The 19,287-nt window shown below is 51.6% G+C and carries 15 protein-coding genes; 5 read left to right on the forward strand and 10 right to left on the reverse strand.

Annotated features, from left to right (window positions below):
* Positions 1-39: 39 nt before the first annotated feature.
* Complete coding sequence (locus tag KTJ90_RS21530) at positions 40-1,323, reverse strand: arsenic transporter (protein ID WP_105099633.1); 1,284 nt, start codon at positions 1,321-1,323, stop codon at positions 40-42.
* An 86-nt stretch (positions 1,324-1,409) separates the two neighbouring features.
* The gene (locus KTJ90_RS21535; protein ID WP_008924815.1) at positions 1,410-1,763 is read right to left on the reverse strand and encodes a metalloregulator ArsR/SmtB family transcription factor; all 354 of its coding nucleotides are present in this window, start codon (positions 1,761-1,763) and stop codon (positions 1,410-1,412) included.
* Positions 1,764-2,248: 485 nt separating this feature from the next.
* Between KTJ90_RS21535 and KTJ90_RS21540 the strand changes: the two genes are divergently transcribed.
* Entirely contained in the window at positions 2,249-3,727 is a 1,479-nt protein-coding gene (locus KTJ90_RS21540) for a SulP family inorganic anion transporter (protein ID WP_499026898.1), read from the forward strand.
* Positions 3,728-3,786: 59 nt separating this feature from the next.
* Here KTJ90_RS21540 and KTJ90_RS21545 read toward each other — a convergent pair whose 3' ends face one another.
* Positions 3,787-4,707 (reverse strand): AraC family transcriptional regulator, encoded by a 921-nt coding sequence (locus tag KTJ90_RS21545; RefSeq protein WP_140915775.1) that lies wholly within the window; start codon positions 4,705-4,707, stop codon positions 3,787-3,789.
* Positions 4,708-4,813: 106 nt separating this feature from the next.
* Between KTJ90_RS21545 and KTJ90_RS21550 the strand changes: the two genes are divergently transcribed.
* From KTJ90_RS21550 to KTJ90_RS21560, 3 genes are all read left to right on the forward strand, one after another.
* Positions 4,814-5,647, forward strand: coding sequence for an oxidoreductase (locus tag KTJ90_RS21550; RefSeq protein ID WP_192378046.1), 834 nt, complete (start codon positions 4,814-4,816; stop codon positions 5,645-5,647).
* A 488-nt stretch (positions 5,648-6,135) separates the two neighbouring features.
* Complete coding sequence (locus KTJ90_RS21555) at positions 6,136-6,495, forward strand: hypothetical protein (RefSeq protein ID WP_187513394.1); 360 nt, start codon at positions 6,136-6,138, stop codon at positions 6,493-6,495.
* Positions 6,496-6,544: 49 nt separating this feature from the next.
* Positions 6,545-8,602 carry a pyrroloquinoline quinone-dependent dehydrogenase gene (locus tag KTJ90_RS21560; protein ID WP_255694450.1) on the forward strand — a complete coding sequence of 686 codons (2,058 nt, stop codon included), beginning with the start codon at positions 6,545-6,547 and terminating at the stop codon, positions 8,600-8,602.
* A 758-nt stretch (positions 8,603-9,360) separates the two neighbouring features.
* Here KTJ90_RS21560 and KTJ90_RS21565 read toward each other — a convergent pair.
* Positions 9,361-10,055 (reverse strand): IS6 family transposase gene (locus KTJ90_RS21565; RefSeq protein ID WP_499026901.1). Its coding sequence is split into 2 segments (ribosomal slippage): positions 9,361-9,482 and positions 9,482-10,055, totalling 696 coding nucleotides; the frame shifts between segments, so codons are not numbered across the junction.
* Between KTJ90_RS21565 and KTJ90_RS21570 the strand changes: the two genes are divergently transcribed.
* A complete protein-coding gene (locus tag KTJ90_RS21570; RefSeq protein WP_313045119.1) occupies positions 10,041-10,922 on the forward strand; it encodes an NAD(P)-dependent oxidoreductase in 882 nt (293 codons plus the stop codon). The two genes, KTJ90_RS21565 and KTJ90_RS21570, sit on opposite strands and share 15 nt — an antisense overlap.
* A 214-nt stretch (positions 10,923-11,136) precedes the next feature.
* Here KTJ90_RS21570 and araC read toward each other — a convergent pair whose 3' ends face one another.
* From araC to KTJ90_RS21600, 6 genes are all read right to left on the reverse strand, one after another.
* Complete coding sequence (araC, locus tag KTJ90_RS21575) at positions 11,137-12,015, reverse strand: arabinose operon transcriptional regulator AraC (protein WP_003848208.1); 879 nt, start codon at positions 12,013-12,015, stop codon at positions 11,137-11,139.
* An 82-nt stretch (positions 12,016-12,097) separates the two neighbouring features.
* Positions 12,098-13,522: an MFS transporter gene (locus tag KTJ90_RS21580; protein WP_499026904.1), complete on the reverse strand. Its 1,425-nt coding sequence runs from the start codon at positions 13,520-13,522 to the stop codon at positions 12,098-12,100.
* Positions 13,519-15,549: a beta-galactosidase gene (locus KTJ90_RS21585; protein WP_008927170.1), complete on the reverse strand. Its 2,031-nt coding sequence runs from the start codon at positions 15,547-15,549 to the stop codon at positions 13,519-13,521. Before KTJ90_RS21585 ends, KTJ90_RS21580 begins: the two co-directional genes overlap by 4 nt.
* Positions 15,550-15,777: 228 nt before the next feature.
* Positions 15,778-16,473, reverse strand: coding sequence for an IS6 family transposase (locus KTJ90_RS21590; RefSeq protein WP_442843831.1), 696 nt, complete (start codon positions 16,471-16,473; stop codon positions 15,778-15,780).
* A gap of 45 nt (positions 16,474-16,518) precedes the next feature.
* The gene (locus tag KTJ90_RS21595; protein ID WP_442843830.1) at positions 16,519-17,682 is read right to left on the reverse strand and encodes a PAS domain-containing protein; all 1,164 of its coding nucleotides are present in this window, start codon (positions 17,680-17,682) and stop codon (positions 16,519-16,521) included.
* Between the two features lie 383 nt (positions 17,683-18,065).
* Positions 18,066-19,199 (reverse strand): glutathione-independent formaldehyde dehydrogenase, encoded by a 1,134-nt coding sequence (locus KTJ90_RS21600; protein ID WP_008924432.1) that lies wholly within the window; start codon positions 19,197-19,199, stop codon positions 18,066-18,068.
* Positions 19,200-19,287: the final 88 nt, after the last annotated feature.

Here is a 19,287-nt window from a genome sequence, read left to right on the forward strand (position 1 = left end):
TCCTTTAAGACGGTGCGTGCACGCAGCGCCAGATTAAGGTTAAACAGAGAGACGCAGGGCCAGCGCGGCCAGCGTCACAAAAAGCACCGGCAGGGTCATGATAATGCCCACGCGAAAGTAATAGCCCCAGCTGACGCTGATGTTTTTCTGTGCCAGAACGTGCAGCCACAGCAGGGTTGCCAGGCTGCCAATCGGAGTGATTTTCGGGCCGAGGTCGCAGCCAATGATGTTGGCATATATCATCGCCTCCTTCACCACACCCTGAGCGGTGCTGCCGTCAATGGAGAGCGCTCCGACTAAGACCGTTGGCATGTTGTTCATCACTGATGACAAAAAGGCTGTGAGAAAACCGGTACCCATCGTCGCACCCCAGACGCCGTGCTCCGCAAACCGGTTCAGTGCAGCCGATAGGTAATCCGTGAGTCCGGCATTGCGCAGGCCATACACGACGAGGTACATGCCCAGCGAAAAGATGACTATCTGCCAGGGCGCACCTTTCAGCACTTTACCTGTATCAATAACCGCCCCTTTTCGGGCAACCAGCCAGAGGATAAATGCCGCCACCGCCGCAACCAGACTAACCGGCACGCCGAGCGGCTCCAGACCAAAAAAGCCGGCCAGCAGCAGGAGCAGAACCAGCCAGCCGGCTTTAAAGGTTCGCCTGTCACGAATAGCTTCCCGTGGACGCTTCAGTCTGGTCAGGTCATAGGTGACCGGAATCTCTTTGCGGAAAAACAGATGCAGCATTCCCAGCGTGGCGGCAACAGAGGCGATATTCACCGGAACCATGACGGACGCATACTCACTAAAGCCCAGCTTAAAGAAATCCGCCGTCACGATGTTGACCAGGTTCGAGACGATAAGCGGCAGGCTGGACGTGTCCGCGATAAAGCCGGCCGCTATAACAAATGCCAGCGTGGCAGCCGGACTGAAACCCAGCGCAAGCAGCATAGCGATGACGATGGGCGTCAGGATAAGTGCAGCACCGTCATTGGCAAACAGCGCCGCCACCGCCGCGCCCAGCAAAATAATGCAGGTGAACAGCAGTCTGCCTCTGCCGCCTCCCCAGCGTGAAACATGCAGGGCCGCCCACTCAAAAAAGCCAGACTCATCTAACAGCAGGCTGATGATGATGACCGCAATAAACGTGGCCGTGGCATTCCAGACAATCTGCCAGACAACCGGAATATCATCGATATGCACCACGCCGGTGAGCAGTGCCAGCGCAGCACCAATAACGGCGCTCCAGCCAATACTGAGCCCTTTCGGCTGCCAGATAACCAGTACCAGTGTCAGGATAAAAACTGCACCCGCCAGAAACATACACTCTCCTTTAATACTGCGCCTGTCATAACGGGCACAGCAATTCAAAATACATATGAAAAAACATATATGTATGTATAAAATTTTTAAATGCAGACAGATTTGCCGTTAGTGGTCACGTTGTCCCGTTCAGCCTGCTTGCTGAGATCCAAAATGTCATCCCGCTGACAAAGATAAGCCTGTTCAATCACTGCTGCCGCCCAGGCGGGCATGTGAGGTGACAACCGGTAATGAATCCATTTGCCCTCTCGCCTGTCAATCAGCAGGCCTGTATCTCTGAGTAAAGCGAGATGCCGCGATATCTTGGGCTGGCTTTCTTTCAGTATAAGCGTCAGCTCGCACACACAGAGTTCGCCTTTTTCGCGCAAAAGCAGGACAAGGTTTAAACGCGTTTCGTCCGACAGCCCTTTGAAGAGCTGAAGAGGAGAAAGCTGGGGCATGATAGAGCTCCCGATAACAGGGGTAAAAAAACAGTGTGACTTTCTATCTCTGTGCCGTCAACACACATGCATCATTCCACATATATTGTTCAGCTGGTTTCACATATTACTGTGCTATGCCCCGGATGGCGCGTACCTGCATGCCCGTTTCTGCGGCTGTCAACGACACCCTTCTGCGCGCTCAAATGTTGACCTCACATCCCTTTCGTTTATAGTTGATTGCCTGTCCGGATAAGAACGGACATCACCGTCAGCGCAGCCTCCACCGTCTCTGCTGGCTAAATTCAGTCCTGCAGGCACCTTTTTGCCTTAAAGGAGAACTCAAAAATCATGCGTCTTACGCCACCCTGAGTCTTCACCCTCCCCTGTCGCACTGAGTAATCTCAGTCGCACACTCGAAAACATCCCGTCTGCGGATGTGCTTTTTTGTACCTGAAACTTTTTGCCCTCCCGGGCTGACTGTATTCAAAATCTGAGAAATTACTATGCTGCTGTCCTCGACGCGTAAGGACTGGCTGGGCAACGTCCGTGGTGACGTCCTTGCTGGTATTGTTGTCGCGCTCGCACTCATTCCAGAAGCGATCGCCTTTTCTATTATCGCTGGCGTAGATCCGCAGGTTGGACTCTACTCCGCATTCTGTATCCCCATCGTCATGGCTTTCTTTGGCGGCCGTCCGGCGATGATCTCTTCTTCAACCGGCGCAATGGCGCTGCTGATGGTCACGCTGGTTAAGGACCACGGGCTGCAGTATCTGCTTGCTGCCTCGGTAATGACCGGCATATTGCAGCTGCTCGCCGGCTACCTGAAACTCGGCAGCCTGATGCGCTTCGTATCCCGTTCGGTCGTGACCGGCTTCGTCAATGCGCTGGCGATACTGATCTTTATGGCACAACTGCCAGAGCTCACAAACGTCACCTGGCACGTCTATGCGCTCATCGCCGCAGGCCTGGCAATCATCTACCTCTTTCCCTACCTCAATAAAACCCTTCCCTCCCCGCTGGTCTGCATCGTGGTGCTGACCGCCATCTCCATGTGGCTGCATTTAGATGTGCGCACCGTAGGCGACATGGGCAAGCTGCCGGATAGCCTGCCGGTGTTCCTTATCCCGGACATTCCTCTGAACATGGATACGTTGCTGATAATCCTGCCTTACTCCGCCGGCCTTGCCGTTGTAGGGCTGCTGGAATCTATGATGACCGCCACTATTGTGGACGATATGACCGACACCCCGAGCGATAAAAACCGCGAGTGCAAGGCGCAGGGTATTGCCAACGTCTGTACGGCATTTATTGGCGGCATGGCGGGCTGCGCCATGATTGGTCAGTCAGTGATTAACGTGAAGTCGGGTGGACGGGGGCGGCTTTCCACTCTCACGGCCGGCGTGGTGCTACTGTTGATGGTGATCTTCCTGCGCGATTGGGTGTCTCAGATACCCATGGCGGCGCTGGTTGCGGTGATGATTATGGTTTCCATCGGCACCTTCTCATGGCGATCAATTACGAACCTGCGGACCCATCCGGTTTCAACCAGCATCGTAATGCTGGCGACCGTTGTCGTGGTGGTGGCAACCCACAATCTTGCGTTTGGTGTGCTGACCGGCGTGCTGATTGCGTCACTGAACTTTGCCACAAAAGTGGCCCATTTTATGACAGTCAGGTCGTCACTGGAGGGTGATACCCGAACCTACACAGTGACAGGCCAGGTCTTTTTTGCCTCAGCAGATCGTTTTACCCGCCACTTTGATTTTCAGGAAACTCAGGAACAAGTGGTGATTGACGTAACGTTCGCGCATTTCTGGGACATTACGTCGATCAACGCGCTGGACCGCATCGTGATTAAATTCCGCCGCGAGGGTGCCAGAGTGGAAATCCGGGGCATGAACGACGCAACCCGCACGCTCATTGACCGTTTTGGTGTGCATGACAAACCTGAAGAGGTTGAACGGATAATGGGTGGCCATTAATCCACATGAGATCACTGGCGTGCCAATCCGCACGCCCTATTCCGCGAAACTGAGAAAGCTTAATGCGATGAAATGAATACCGACGCTGGCTGCGGAGGCGGGACAACAAAATGACGCTGCATACGTTTTATCTCCTCTGCTGGCGGCAAGCCAAACAGGCGTTTGAACTCGCGATTAAATTGCGACGGGCTTTCATAACCAACGGCATAACTCGCGGCGGCCGCGGTGATCTGCTGGCGTACCATCAGCATGCGCGCCTGATGCAGGCGTATCGATTTCACATACTGCATCGGCGGCATCCGGGTTATCGCTTTAAAATGATGATGGAACGTCGGTACGCTCATTCCCGTCTCCATCGCCAGTTGTGTCAGCGTTAACGGCTCCGCGTAAGTGGCATGGATGCGCTGTAACGCTTTGCCGATTTTGCCAAACTGGCCCTGTAAGGCCAGCGCGGCACGCATTGCGTTGCCCTGTACGCCTGTCAGCACGCGAAAATAGAGTTCACGAAGGCGTGCAGGACCCAGGATCTCCGCCTCAAGCGGATCATTCAGGACTTCGAGCAAGCGCAGCACAGCCGTTTTAACCCTGTCATCCATTATGCTCGACATCATGCTTTGCGGCACTGCCGAGGGATGCGGGGTGCCATGCTTCTCAATCTGCAGCATCAGTTCAGCGGCAAGCTGAAAGTCCAGATGCAGATACATCGCCAGTAACGGATGTTCTGCCGACGCGTCGGTTTCCATCACAAAGGGTACGGGCACTGAAACCGCCAGATAGTGCTGCTCATCATATAGATAAGTCTGCTGACCGAAATAACCGCATTTACTGCCCTGGCAGACGATCACAATGCCCGGATCGTAAAGGACAGGCGTTCTCCTAAGCGGTCGGTCGGAGCGCAAAATGCGCACATCGGGTAAGGCAGTGAGGTTGTATCCCTCCTGCACCGCAAGTGTTTTCACCAGAGAAATGATTCCTGACATCCCGCCACCTCATAAAATCAGGCAAGAAAAAGAGAAGATACGGCCTAAGAATGCGGCGATACTGAGAATACCATGCAACCTTCACACTGTATGGGAGTTCTTTTTTATGACATCTGCAAAAACCATTTTAATCACCGGCGTCAGCAGTGGCTTTGGTCTCGCGCTGGCACGGGAAGCACTTGCCGCAGGCCATCAAGTCATCGGTACTGTGCGCAACCGCGAAGCCCAAAAGGCTTTTGAGGCGCTTGATGCACAGCGCGCTTTTGGACGACTGCTTGATGTCACGGACGTTGAGCGTATTGATAAGGTAGTCAATGAGATTGAGTCCGACGTCGGGCCCATTGAGGTCCTGGTAAATAATGCCGGTTATGGCCATGAGGGCATTCTGGAAGAATCCTCGCTCGCTGAGATGCGACGGCAGTTTGACGTGAATGTGTTTGGCGCAGTCGCGATGATCAAAGCTGTCCTGCCGGGAATGCGCCATCGGCGCCGTGGACACATCATTAATATCACCTCAATGGGCAGTTTCATTACGCTGCCCGGCATAAGCTATTACTGTGGCAGCAAATTTGCACTGGCAGGAATATCGGAGACATTAAGCAAAGAGCTGGCACCCTTTAATATACATGTGACTGCCGTGGCGCCCGGCTCGTTTCGCACGGATTGGGCCGGGCGTTCAATGGTGCGTAGCGACCGCAGTATCCCGGACTATGACGCTTTATTCGACCCCATTCGTCAGGCACGTCAGGAAAAAAGTGGTAAGCAACCCGGTGATCCCGTCAAGGCTGCTCACGCCATCCTGACATTAATTAACAGTCAGAACCCACCCAGGCATTTGTTATTAGGCAGTGATGCATTAACGTTAGTACGGCAGGATCTCGCCGCATTAGGTCGGGAAATAGATCAATGGGAAAACCTCACACGCTCAACGGATGGGTAAACCGTTACTGATACAAAGCGTTCCCTGAATAATGATGGCCGCTCGCACCAGCGGCCATTTCACTCCGGCGCTTTACTGATCTTTATGCTGCTCTTTATTCAAGATGTCATGCGCCTGCACGTCCTGTATTTGGGCACAGCGATGTCTTAATTATCCGTTGCATAACATCATTTCTCCTGTCGAAGTAAAACACTGCTGGCTGCATTAACTGATTACGACTGTGGTGATGAGCATAGTTTTCATATACGCCTTCTCAAGACGCGCAATTCCGCGTCGATACCCGTACTCTCTGACCGCTTTGGGCTGAAAGACAGAAGAACGGGGAAAACAGTTGGGCGCTCACCTTCCGACAGGAGGTTTAGTGACCAATAATCGTTGTGTGGATTGCGTGAATAGTTCCCTTTACCGGGTTCAGGAAAAATAATCCGCAAAATTACGTCAGTGCGCCATATTTAATGACTGATCGAATTCAAAAAGGATTTACCGGTATGATGCACTCTCAACCTTCCCGCCTGGGCGGCTTACTCATGCTACTCGCTGCCGTGATTGGCTTCGCGGTCGCTTTGTATGCGTGGCTCACACCACTGACCGGCGTGACTGGCACCATCGGAGCGCTGGGTGTGGCTATTGCCAGCGTAGTACTGGCGTTGCTGACGTTTCTTTTGCGTGGCGCATCCAGGCGTGGTGCGCGCATTACGTTAATGGTGCTGACTTTACTCCTGTTGATCGGTATCGGTTTTGCTGCTGCGCTGCTGCATCAGTACATCATTACCGCAGCGATGGTGATCGGCCTGATTGGCCTGATTACACTTAACAATCACTCCGTCCGCCATCGCGTCAACGCCTGAGGAACCCCCTGTGCAAAACAATCACTATTCTCCACTCATGAAAGTCAGTATGACGGCACTGGCGCTGCTGCTTGCGCCGCTCACTCTCCATGCGCAGGATAAAGCCGCAGAAGCCTCAATGGGTGCGCGCGAAAAAGTCGATGCTGAGGCGGCCAATCAACAGTCGCCAGGCACGACAAAAACGACTGATGAAGCATCAAGCGGTACGCATAGTGCAGAAAATGTCGTCTCTGCGGATAATCCCGCCACCCCATTGGTGCCCGCCTCTGCCACCTGGGACAGCTTTCATGGTCAGCTGAATGCGCAGAAATACAGTCCTCTTAAACAGATTACCGCTGACAACGTCAGCAAACTGAAGAAAGTCTGGGAGTTTCATACCGGCGATGTCTCCGATGGTAAAGGCGATACACCCGCTACCGTCTGGTCAGCAACACCCATTTTTGCCAATCAGACACTCTATATCGGTACACCGTTTGATCGCCTGATCGCGCTTGACCCAGGCACAGGTAAAGAGAAGTGGCACTATGACACTAAATCATCCCGTAAAGCGCTGACTCAGCCGGTTCTGAAAAACCGTGGCGTATCCTACTGGCAGGCTAAAAATCCGGTTGCCGGCCAGGCCTGTCAGAAGATCGTCTACATGGGAACCGTGGATGGCAAACTTTTTGCGCTGGATGCGGATTCCGGTAAGCCGTGCAGCGATTTTGCGGAAAATGGCATATTAGATCTTAATCAGTGGAACACTGTGAATGCCAAATACCCGCTGTCGGTGCTACAGCCACCCACGGTTGTCGGTAACCATCTTCTGATTGGCTGGGCAGGTAAAGACTGGGCCTATGCTGAAGCCCCTCCAGGCACCGTTTTTGCCGTCAACGCGCAGACCGGCAAACGTGAATGGACATTTGAAGCCATTCCGGCGGAGGTTCGCAAACGCACCGGTACGGCTAACGTCTGGACCCATATGTCTGCCGATGAAGCGCACGGTCTGGTCTATCTGCCTGTCTCGTCGCCGTCTCCTAACTACTGGGGCGGTAACCGCACCGCGCCTATTCCACTAGGTACTTCGACCACGGCACTGGATATTAATACCGGTAAAGTTGTCTGGTCCCGCCAGTGGGTACATCACGATGTGTGGGATTACGACATCAACTCTGCGCCAACGCTGATGGATATCACCGTCAACGGTAAACAGATCCCGGCACTGATTCAGGCCACCAAGCAGGGCTTTTTGTTTGTGGTTAACCGTCTGACCGGCGAGGATGTCTGGCCGATTGAAGAGCGACCGGTGCCTCAGGGTGATGGATCCGTAGAGGGTGAAGTGCTCTCGCCAACCCAGCCATTCCCAACCAAACCTGCGCCGCTGCTCGATCAGTCGAAAAAACCAGCGATCTGGAAACTGGCGGATGTGGTGGGTGCTGGTCAGTGTTCACGACTGTGGGATAAGCTGACCTATGAGGGTATGTATACGCCGCCAACGACCAAAGGCGAAGGTGCACTGACCTACCCGGACAGTGCCGGTGGCGTACAGTGGGGCGGCGTGGCGTTCGATCCACAAAAACAGATTGCTATCGTTAACACCTCTCACATTGTGCAGTATGTGAAACTTTACAGCCGCAAAGATTATGAAAAAGCGGATAACGGTTCCGGCAATGAAAGCGGTTTTGCCCCTCAGGAAGGCGCGCCCTACGGCCTGCGCCTGATGGTTGCAAACAACTGGCTGGGTATGCCGTGCTGGCAGCCGCCATTTGGTGAAATCGTCGCAATTGATATGCACACCGGTGACGTTAAATGGCGTCGTCCTGTTGGCGCATCACAGCAGTATGGCTTCTTTATGCCAGAAAGCTGGGGCTCCCCGACGATTGGCGGCCCGGCTGTAACGGCAGGTGGCGTCATTTTCATCGGTGCTTCAATGGATGCAAAAGTTCGCGCCTACTCTGTTGAGAGCGGCGAAGAATTATGGTCCGATCAGGCAGAAGCCCCTGCGGTAGCTAACCCATCGGTCTACGAGTACAAAGGCCGTCAGTATGTGGCGTTTGTCGCGGGTGGTAATACCATCCTGAAAGATCAGGTGGGTGATCAGGTGGTGGTTTACGCCCTGCCTGAATAACAGACGCCGAAGAAACGCTAAGTAGCATGGGGCCTCAGGGCCCCATTTTTTTTCGTCCAGGCATCACGTGCCTGTTAAAACCAGACCATTTAACTGCGTTTTGGCCGTAATCCTGTGAAATTTTTACAAGCCTTGTTGACTGATGAGGTGCAGTTCATTTGACCGATTAAAGCACCCCGTTAGCTTTGTTACTGCGCCAGCTTAACCAACCCCGCTTTAGCATGCTTTTTAACCAGCTCTGTAATGGACGATGACGCAATGTTGTCGATCAGGGCTCTGAAATGCACCATTACTCCTGGCCTCGCGGCGCAATTCCGTCCAATATGTGTGTGATGCCTGTCAGTACGGTTGATATCAGTGATGGCGCATCTGCTCCTCACTTATTGCGAACAGGGTCTGTTGCCCTGTCAGCTTGATCGATGACTTCTGAAATAGTGGCCACTCTTCTGTCGTTCCGGATTGAAGAAGCGATCAGATTCCGATGCATAGGCTGTGCACCACATAAGTGAAAACAGAGAGTCTATCTGCTGGCCGCTGCAACGCAGCCAGCTGAGCCTGCTAGTTACCGTTGGGATACGCGGGCCGGGCTCGCGGAGCGATCCGAGCCGGATAAGCCGGGTACACAGTGCTGCCCCGATAGTCAGGCAGGCGACCATTATGAGAAGCGAAATGAGAAAGGCATGGGTAATGGCTGCGCCGCTGTGACGGCTCTGTCGCATTAGCGTAGACAAGTCAGCAAAAGTGGCATTGCCGATTTATTAAACAGCCAACAGATAAAATTGCTCTGCCGGTGACAATTCACTGTTGGCTGAATGATGAAATTGACCCTTGCGTATCATGTGCATTAACTCAATGCCAGCCAGTATCGTCTGCGCTCGCCAAATGATTTGAATACCAGCATGGGCCGTATCCGGCGCTTGATATTTCGGTGATCCTGTTCCACCAGGTGGTTCAGGTGCTTACTCTGTCTGACCCTGATGCTTCCATCTGCTGATTTACCGGCGTTGAGTATGGTCAACGCTGCCGTATTGGCGCCACTTGTATCAATGGTCACAACCTCCGGTTCACCGTGGTGGCGCATGGCCTTGCGGAAAAAACGTAGTGCTGCCGCTGCATCCCGTTTAGCCGTCAGCAGAAAGTCGATGGTCTGACCATCAGTGTCAACTGCCCGGTACAGGTATTTCCACTCACCTTTAACTTTTATGGAGGTTTCATCCATCCGCCATCGACGACCCACTGTGCGTTTACATCTGCGAAACGCCCTGTCCAGCCGGGGTACCATGCGGATGACCCAGCGGTGAAGTGTGGAGTGATCAACAATAATACCCCGCTCAGCCATCATCTCTTCGAGGTTGCGCAGGCTGAGTGAGTACGCCAGATACCAGCGGACACACTGCGCGATAATAGCAACGGGATAATGGAGGCGTCGGAAAGATTTTTGGATCAAGGACATATTCGGCAACATTACAAAAAAAACAGCATGTTACCTGACGGCTCCTTAATGCGACAGAGCCCCATCTTTACCTTTTCCCTGCCTGAAGGAACAGCACCGCGGTTGCCGCAGCTCAGACTGGTGGCGTCGGTGGGGGCCGGGGCTGACGGAATACTTCAGGCCCGCGAACTCCCTCCGGAGGTAAAAGTGACCCGCGCCTGTGACATCGGGCTGGGATACAGTATGTCTCAGTATGTCGTAATGCAGATTTTGCGTCACTTTCGCGATCTGCGAACGCTTGAGCGGCAGCACGCTTCTGCGAAGTGGTCGCGCTTACCTGTTGCCAGCGCCAGTCAGTCAACCGTGGGGATCATGGGGCTTGGTCAGACAGGCGTGGTGGTCGCTCAAGCCGTCGCTGCGCTCGGATTCCGGGTAATCGGCTGGACCCGCACTGCATCACGTAATGTCAGTGTTGAGCGGTTTGTCGGACAGCAGAACCTGGTCGCCTTTCTGGAAGAGTGTGACTTTCTGGTATGTCTGCTTCCGCTGACTGACGAGACGCGTCATCTTTTGAACAGACATATGCTTTCCAGGCTGCATAAGGGTTGTTATGTCATCAACGTGGCCCGCGGGGGAATTCTGGTAGAGCAGGATCTGCTTGAGCTCGTTGAGAACGGACACATCAGCGGCGCTGCACTGGATGTTTTCGCCGCGGAACCGTTAGGCCCCGATATTCCATTCTGGGGCCACATGAAAATTCTGGTGACACCTCATATTGCCGCGCAACCATCAACAGAGCCGGTTGTGGACCAGTTCATTGATAACTTGCAATGGATGAGGAACGGCACTCCTCTTGTCAATGAAGTGGACCGGACGCTGGGATATTAATCATTGTTCAGACCGTCTGCTTGTTATGACATTCCTGCTCTTTTGCGGCTGTGATGTGTTTTTATCGGATGAAGGTCCGCTTTTGGCACTAAGCTGATGTCTTCCAGAAGCGAGAAGCAGGAGTTCGTTATTGCTTCCAATACTTACTGGCACCCCTTAATTAAAACAGGGCAAAATTGTGGCCACGCTTGAAGAGCATAAAGGCTCTGCATTGCTAAAATAGGGAAGCTCTTTCAAAATTTTTTCGGTAATCGCGTGGACTCAGCTGATTATGCTGACTGAACACGCGTGAAAAATAAAGTGGGTCTTCATAGCCTACCGCGCGAGCAATCTGAGTGATATTCAGCTGGGTATATCGAAGGAGATCACAGCCGCGAGAAATACGCTGTTGTTCACGCCAGCCGTAAATGGTATTGCCCATCTCTTTTCTGAATATATGAGTGAGCCGTGAAGCTGAGAGGAAGGTCAGGCGCGCAAGCGCTTCGATACGGGTATCTTCGGACAGGTGCTTATTGATGTAATCACAGACAATCAGAACACGCGGATCCCGATTATGCTGGTTGCTGGCCGGCTGAAGCTGGAAAGCCTTTAAGATGATACGCTCAAGCGCATTCATGGCCAGTGCTTCCGGCAGGGATGCTCCTACTGCATTACCCGATATAACCTCCTTAAAGAGCTGAACCATTTCCTTGCTGTGCAAATTATCAGGAAGCTTCATGCGGCCGATGTCTCCCTGTTTATTGTCCCAGCGCAGCCAGTCAGTCCAGTAAGGGCGGGGGATAAAATAGATCCAAAGATGATCCCAGGCAATACTCTCCTTTGCCCGACCGTAGTGATGAATAACACCAGGAGGAAATAGCAGCATCTCATCTTGCTGACAATAAAATTCTCCATCTGCATGATAAATAATCCCTTCGCCTTTCAACGTCAGATTAATCATGTAACCTTTCATTCCGTTAGGGCGATGGATAAAAAAATCGAGTTTACTGCCAGGGTTTATAGGGGTGAATCCGGAAACCATGAATGCATTAAAAGAGAATCTTTTCATTAGCGGCGAAAAGCTTAACAAATCTGCTTCATTCATTTCTTCCATTTTCACCCGTTCCTGTTTCAAAATTTTAGATACTATATTGTCCCCCTTGCTGAAGGGGAGATGTAATCTTATGCAGCAGAAATCACTTCGGATTTAGCAAACCGTCACTCATGGCCGCAGGGTTCGCTCCCTCAGATTGCTGATAACGGCCGGCAGATAAATCCTGTGCTACCTGGGGATAGAAATCATCGAGCTTGTAGAACCAGAGTAGTACCAGGTTTAGCGCCGCAAGGATTAGCGGGAAAAAGATAAACAAAAATTCGATAGTGTTGATGACGGTTTCAGACTGATGGGCTCCACCACCACTAACAAATCCGGCCGCACCCAGTATCCAGCCTACACTTGCCGTACCCAGCCCCATACCAAGTGTCTGACCCAGCGTACCTGCACTGAAGAGAATGCCTTCAATACGTAACCCGGTTCGCCATTCACCGTAGTCGATAGTGTCTGCCAGAAGGGCGAACATAGTGGCACCAATGCCGCAAAATCCCACGCTACGTACCGCCGTTGCCACTATCACAAACAACGCATTTTGCTTGTCGAACAATGGGAGCAGGTAAGCAACACAGCAAATGGTTAATCCGAGCATGGCAAGGCGCCGTTTCCCCAGTTTTTTAAGCAGCGCGGGGATGATCATCAGCGTAAGCAACCCTGGTATATACTGGGCCATACTGATGTATGCAATCAGTGATATATCGGCAAGAACATATTTTGAATAATACACCCCCACTGCTGACAATGCCGTAAGGCTGGTGAACGTGATCATCAGATAGAAAAAAATGATGAGCCAGTAGCGATTTGCCATTACTGAAAGCGTGACCTGCCTGGCATTAATTCTTTGGCTGTTATTGCTGTTCACCGGCTCTACGCGCTCCCGGGTACCCAGCGCGGTTAGAAGCAAAAATACGGAGGTAAATATGCCAAAAATAGCGAATACGATCATCCAAGACGTGCTGCTGTTCCCAAAAAATGCTACCAGCGGCAATGTTAATACCCCTACAGTAAGTGAACCACAGGTTGAAAATCCCTTCCGAAAGACGCTCAGCATGCCACGCTGATAATTATCACGCGTGATTAAAGCGAGGAGCGAACCGTAGGCAATGTTATTCGCGGTAAACATAATATTGGTTAGCAGATAGGTAATGCAGACGTATATCACTTTCAGTGTGTAACTGGCGTTCGGGACGGTCGACATTAAAATGGCTGACAGACCAAACGGAACGGCGGTCCACAGCACCCAGGGCCGGGCTTTGCCTAGGCTGGAGCGCGTTTTATCAATGCGTATACCTACATAAATACAGATAATGGCATCCAGAACACGGGCAAAGAACATCAGTGATCCAACCAGCAGAGCAGAAATGCCTACAACATCGGTGTAATAAAACGCCAGAAAGGTCACCATTAATGTATACGTTAAATTGGTGCCGTAATCACCCACGCCAAAGGCCAGACGTTCCCGTATGCTAATACGCTGCAGATCATGACTTGATGAGTTAGAGGTCATCATTGTTTCTCCACTTCAAAAATCGCCACGCCCCAATCCGCCAGGTTGAGCGACTGCCCCTGCAAGTAATGCTGTCCGCTCAATAACTCGTCAGCATTAAACGTGAGGGTCATGGTCTGAGGCTGGCTGGAGTAGTTAAGGAAGAAAAGAACGGTATTGCCTGAACGGTTAACCGTATGTCTCACCGTTACCGGATAGTCCAGCGATATAGTGGCGACATCCAGAGTTGTTTTTTCAATCAGTCGGAGAAGCACCGCTTCCACGGCTTCAGAACTGATGCTGCAGCCAACGTAGGTTGTCGTTCCGGCACCATACTGGTTGTGAACGATAGCCGCATATTTATTCCAGTAGGGGTGCCTATAACTGGCCCAGACTTCAGCGCTGGCATCGGCTTCCAGCAGCTCCATCCAGTCAGACACAATGGCTTGTCCGGAAGGGATGTTTAGCTGATCGGACTGAAGCGTCACTTCGTGCGGCTCAACAAATAGCTGATAATTTGCGCCAACAGCTTCCCTGATGACGGCTGGCTGTCTGACATGTCTGACTTTGAGGTGTTCATTGGCAAAGCCAGATCTGAAGGCGTACAGGATGTGTCCGCCCTCTTGGGTAAACTGATTCAGACGTTGCAGAGATGATTCAGAAACGGCGTAAAGCAGGGGGGCAATCAGCAATTGATAACGGGACAGCCGGGGATCGTCAACCGCAAGAATATCCACCTCAATGTTGAGGCGGTAAAGGGCATCATAATAAGCGCGTACCGTGTCGTTATACTGATGCTCCTTATGACGGCCAAACTGGTGCCCCTTGTGAGGATGCCAGTCAATAGCCGTCAATGAGTCTTGACTGACGAGCAGTGCGACACGATTATGCTTTTTCAGGCCCGTGAGCTGCGGAGAAAGACGAGCCAGGGTTTGACCGATGTTTTTAGCCTCGTTATAGACAGGGTTTGGCTCGAGATCGTGGCTGAGCAGTCCTTTCCAGTACGTTTCATATGAGTTGTGCAGAGAGTGCCAGTGCCAGTAGCTTATCATCGCGGCACCAGATGCAATATGGCTGAAAGCCTGGAGAAAGAGCTGGCCGGGGTAAGGGGTCCAGTTCTTAAACGCTTGCGCCTGCGTTTCCAGAACAAAATAGTTCGAGTCTTTTGTCGTACGCGCAATGTCACCGCAGAAGGCTATTTCCACACCGGTAAGCTGATGCTGGCCTGGGTGATAAATATCTACCCCTGTAATGTCCAGCACTGAAGAGGCCGTAAAATGGTCAACTTCACCACGAACGCCAAAGGACCAGGTCCGCCACTCAAAATCAAAGTTATGCGTAATAAACTGACCAGGGAGACGATACTCATTGATAAGTTTTGCCTGCCAGGCCAGGAAGTCCGTGACCAATCCGCGCTGATAGCGCTGAAAAGCGGCACCCAGGCTTGCGTTAATAGTACTTTCAAGCGGTGGGAAATCTTCCCAGGCGTCGACCCTGTTACTCCAGTAATCAAGTCCATACTCGGCATTCATTTTTTCAACATTGTTATCAAACAGTTTTTTCAGATGCTCCACAAAGCCAAGCTGAACGGGTTCTCCGCAGGTATCATAATATTTAGTCTCATTATCGATTTGATAACCAATCACGGCTGGATGGCTGGCAGTGGCGTCTAACAATTTGCGAATAACCCGCTCGGCGTATCGTAGGTAAATCGGGCTGGTGATATCCATCTTCTGACGGTGACCATACTTGTTCACTCCCTGTGGGGTGGTGGCCATAACCGAAGGATGTTTTTTCGCAAGCCATGCAGGGATGGCATAGGTTGGCGTGCCGATGATGACGGCGATATGGTTAGCATGCATGCGGTTCAGAACGGTCAGTACGCTGGAAAAGTTAAATTCCCCATCCTGTCGTTCATAACTACTCCATGTGCTTTCAGCAATACGAACCACATTAATGCCTGCCGCCTTCATCAGGCGTATGTCATCATCCAGCCTTTCTTCGGGCATATATTCACGATAGTAAGCAACACCGTATAGTAACTTCTCCACTTGAACCGCCTTTTATTGTAAATGCTTAGCGGATAAATTAGAGCAAGGCGGTCAGAGATAGATAAAGCATGTCGCTGGCAACATAGAAAAACTCGCTGCCCAGTGAGTCTTATGAAGTCCATCACAAAAGGACAGAGAGGATCATTAATCTGTTTTGATCTTTCTACCGTATTAACGGCTCTGTCGCATTAGCGTAGACAAGTCAGCAAAAGTGGCATTGCCGATTTATTAAACAGCCAACAGATAAAATTGCTCTGCCGGTGACAATTCACTGTTGGCTGAATGATGAAATTGACCCTTGCGTATCATGTGCATTAACTCAATGCCAGCCAGTATCGTCTGCGTTCGCCGAAATGATTTGAATACCAGCATGGGCCGTATCCGGCGCTTGATATTTCGGTGATCCTGTTCCACCAGGTGGTTCAGGTGCTTACTCTGTCTGACCCTGATGCTTCCATCTGCTGATTTACCGGCGTTGAGTATGGTCAACGCTGCCGTATTGGCGCCACTTGTATCAATGGTCACAACCTCCGGTTCACCGTGGTGGCGCATGGCCTTGCGGAAAAAACGTAGTGCTGCCGCTGCATCCCGTTTAGCCGTCAGCAGAAAGTCGATGGTCTGACCATCAGTGTCAACTGCCCGGTACAGGTATTTCCACTCACCTTTAACTTTTATGGAGGTTTCATCCATCCGCCATCGACGACCCACTGTGCGTTTACATCTGCGAAACGCCCTGTCCAGCCGGGGCACCATGCGGATGACCCAGCGGTGAAGTGTGGAGTGATCAACAATAATACCCCGCTCAGCCATCATCTCTTCGAGGTTGCGCAGGCTGAGTGAGTACGCCAGATACCAGCTGACACACTGCGCGATAATATCAACGGGATAATGGAGGCGTCGGAAAGATTTTTGGATCAAGGACATATTCGGCAACATTACAAAAAAAACAGCATGTTACCTGACGGCTCCTTAATGCGACAGAGCCTCCAGCCGGACCTGCAGGCGGCTAATGTTTTCGGTTATCTCAGCGGTTCTGTCCGCCAGTTCGCGAATTTCACTGGCAATAACGGAAAAGCCCCGCCCCTGTACCCCTGCTCTTGCGGCCTCAATGCTGGCGTTCAATGAGATGAGTTTGATCTGAGCAGCGATATTTGCATTTTCGGAGACCAAATCAGCAATTTCACTGACAGACGCTGCAGCCTCATGTCTTCGCTGACGTTCATGCTCAGCCTGGGCTTCCCGGTCTTTTAGTGTCTGGATATCAATCAGGGCCCCGACCGCCCGCAAAGGTACGCCGTCTTTGTCGCGTCGGGTCTGACCGCGGGCCCGGAACCATCGGTAATTGCCGTTTTTGAGTTTGACGCGGTAGTCAACGTCATAACCTGTTGCGCCTGAATGATCGTTAAGGTGTTTTATAAAGGCATCCAGCGTGTGATGGCTGTCGTCCGGGTGTAGACGCGAAGCCCAGCTGTCTATCACGTCAGGAAACTCTTCAACAGTTTCGAATCCGAGCAGTTTCCTGAACTGTGGAGACCACCAGAACACATTTTTCGGATGTAAAGGGTCACCATTAATAATCTGAAGATCCCAGAGGCCGTCATTCAGCATTTCACGTGACAGGTTGAAACGGGTCATGGCAATGTCGTATTCACTTTCGTGCGCAACATCATCGTTAATGTTCAGCAACATTCCAGTCAGTCTTTGACTCTGGCTGTCCGGACTGCGCTCACGTTTTATAGCCACCTGAAACCACTCATAACTTCCGCCCGCTGTCTTGAAACGGCATCTTTGCTTTACGTCGGGAGAAACAGGGGCCTGCGGGTTTCGTAAAAGATGCCTGAAATGGCTTTTATCTTCTTCATGAACAAGGGAACAGAGCGCTGAGAGCGTCGTGGTATTACTGCTTCCGCGTGACAAACCTAACGACGCTGCCGATGAAATCCATAGCGGCGTGCTCTCGTTGATGTCTTTACCCTCACATATCCATAACACTTCTGGCAGCAGGGCCAAAAAGCTGTCCAGACGTTCGGGTAGCTGACTACGTGGCTGGAACTCTTCAATTAACACTTCAGGCACTGTGGATGAAATGACCTCTGCTGCGGAGGGTGATTTTCTGAATAATTTACCTAACATAACGGCTCCCGGTGAGAAAAAAAAATGGCAGTCATGTTATCGGCCCGATCACAGCTTATATAAGCGAGGTAAATCTTTAAATTTTCTATTGTTTAATGTAGCGGCATTTTGTGCAGATGATTTCATGAAAGGCCTGCCCCTTCTCCCGGTTTTGAGGTGCCCGTCTCTTTTAAAGTAGAAAACAGAAGCATTACAGGGCTACATGACATGATGTGATGTGATGTGATGTGATGACAAAGAACAGAACGGAATGCCTGTTTAATAAGTGGCTGACAAGAGGCAGGGTGGCTTGCTGAAACAGAGCAAAATAATGACGGGATACGCAATGGTATCCCGTCGGCACTTCAGCATTTCTACGATTTTTGCTTACCGGCCAACTTATGTTATGGCTTCAGGATAACCTTCGTCCATCCTTCATCGCGGTCGTCAAAATGCTTATATCCCGCAGGCGCTTCTGCAAGCGAAAGACGGTGTGAGATTATGTCTCCCGGGCTGGCTTTACCTTGATGAATCAGGCGTGACAACTGACGATTATAGGCTTTGACATTAGCCTGACCGGTGCGGATTGCCTGTCCTTTAAACCAGAAACTCCCGAAATCAAAGGGCATCTTACCTTCTTTGGCAAGGTCCGAAGAAGCTCCCGGATCCTGAGGGACAAATACGCCAACGACACCGATTCCCCCGGTTGCTTTCGTTGACGCAACGAGACTGTTCATGGTGACTGAATTGTCTTCATGGCCATGTTTGTTACAGCACTGATAACCCACACATTCACAGCCACAGTCGGTGCCACGCCCGTCCGTCAGGTCGAGAATTTTCTGCACGGCCTCATCACCAACAGCATTGATGGCCGTTGCCCCCAGTTTTTCTGCCAGCGCTAAACGGTCTTTATGTGTATCCACAACGAATACCTGTGAAGCACCTTTTATGATGGCTGAGTGTGCAGCCATCAAACCCACCGGCCCCGCGCCATAAATGGCAACGCTTTCGCCGGGCTTTAATCCGGCAAGTTCTGTTGCATGCCAGCCGGTAGGGAAAATGTCCGAGAGCATCACATAGTCATCTTCTTTCTCTGCTGCGTCAGGCGGAAGCACGAGGCAGTTAAAATCTGCAAAAGGAACCCGAAGCAGTTCCGCCTGACCGCCTTCCCAGGAGCCCATTTCAGCAAACCCATAGGCCGCTCCCGCTGTACCTGGATTGGCGGTAAGGCAATATCCCGTCAGACCTTTTTCACAATTCTCGCAAAAACCGCATCCGATATTGAATGGCAGACAGACATAGTCACCGACCTTGATACGCTCAACGCCCGAGCCAATTTCAACCACCTCACCCATGTTTTCGTGCCCCAGAATACGTCCCTGCTCAAAGCTGGTCCGGCCCTCATACATGTGCAGGTCAGACCCACAGATGTTAGTGGTGGTAATGCGGACAAGGACATCTGTAGGACGAACAATTTTCGCATCAGGTACGTCTTTAACTTTTACATCGTAGGGACCGTTGTAAATTACTGCTTTCATGATCTTCTCCTGCTTGCGTCCGGATGTGGACTCTCTTCCGGCCGGGTGATTGTCAACTAAGCTTAGCTGCCATGGCTGATAACGCGAT

This window comes from Pantoea jilinensis, from assembly GCF_019104105.1.
Classification (GTDB): domain Bacteria; phylum Pseudomonadota; class Gammaproteobacteria; order Enterobacterales; family Enterobacteriaceae; genus Pantoea; species Pantoea eucalypti.

Coding starts and splice junctions, on each gene's coding strand:
- KTJ90_RS21530 (WP_105099633.1), bottom strand. CDS start 1,323: ATGTTTCTGGCGGGTGCAGTTTTTATCCTGACACTGGTACTGGTTATC.
- KTJ90_RS21535 (WP_008924815.1), bottom strand. CDS start 1,763: ATGCCCCAGCTTTCTCCTCTTCAGCTCTTCAAAGGGCTGTCGGACGAA.
- KTJ90_RS21540 (WP_499026898.1), top strand. CDS start 2,249: ATGCTGCTGTCCTCGACGCGTAAGGACTGGCTGGGCAACGTCCGTGGT.
- KTJ90_RS21545 (WP_140915775.1), bottom strand. CDS start 4,707: ATGTCAGGAATCATTTCTCTGGTGAAAACACTTGCGGTGCAGGAGGGA.
- KTJ90_RS21550 (WP_192378046.1), top strand. CDS start 4,814: ATGACATCTGCAAAAACCATTTTAATCACCGGCGTCAGCAGTGGCTTT.
- KTJ90_RS21555 (WP_187513394.1), top strand. CDS start 6,136: ATGATGCACTCTCAACCTTCCCGCCTGGGCGGCTTACTCATGCTACTC.
- KTJ90_RS21560 (WP_255694450.1), top strand. CDS start 6,545: ATGACGGCACTGGCGCTGCTGCTTGCGCCGCTCACTCTCCATGCGCAG.
- araC (WP_003848208.1), bottom strand. CDS start 12,015: ATGGAAGAAATGAATGAAGCAGATTTGTTAAGCTTTTCGCCGCTAATG.
- KTJ90_RS21580 (WP_499026904.1), bottom strand. CDS start 13,522: ATGATGACCTCTAACTCATCAAGTCATGATCTGCAGCGTATTAGCATA.
- KTJ90_RS21590 (WP_442843831.1), bottom strand. CDS start 16,473: ATGTCCTTGATCCAAAAATCTTTCCGACGCCTCCATTATCCCGTTGAT.
- KTJ90_RS21595 (WP_442843830.1), bottom strand. CDS start 17,682: ATGTTAGGTAAATTATTCAGAAAATCACCCTCCGCAGCAGAGGTCATT.
- KTJ90_RS21600 (WP_008924432.1), bottom strand. CDS start 19,199: ATGAAAGCAGTAATTTACAACGGTCCCTACGATGTAAAAGTTAAAGAC.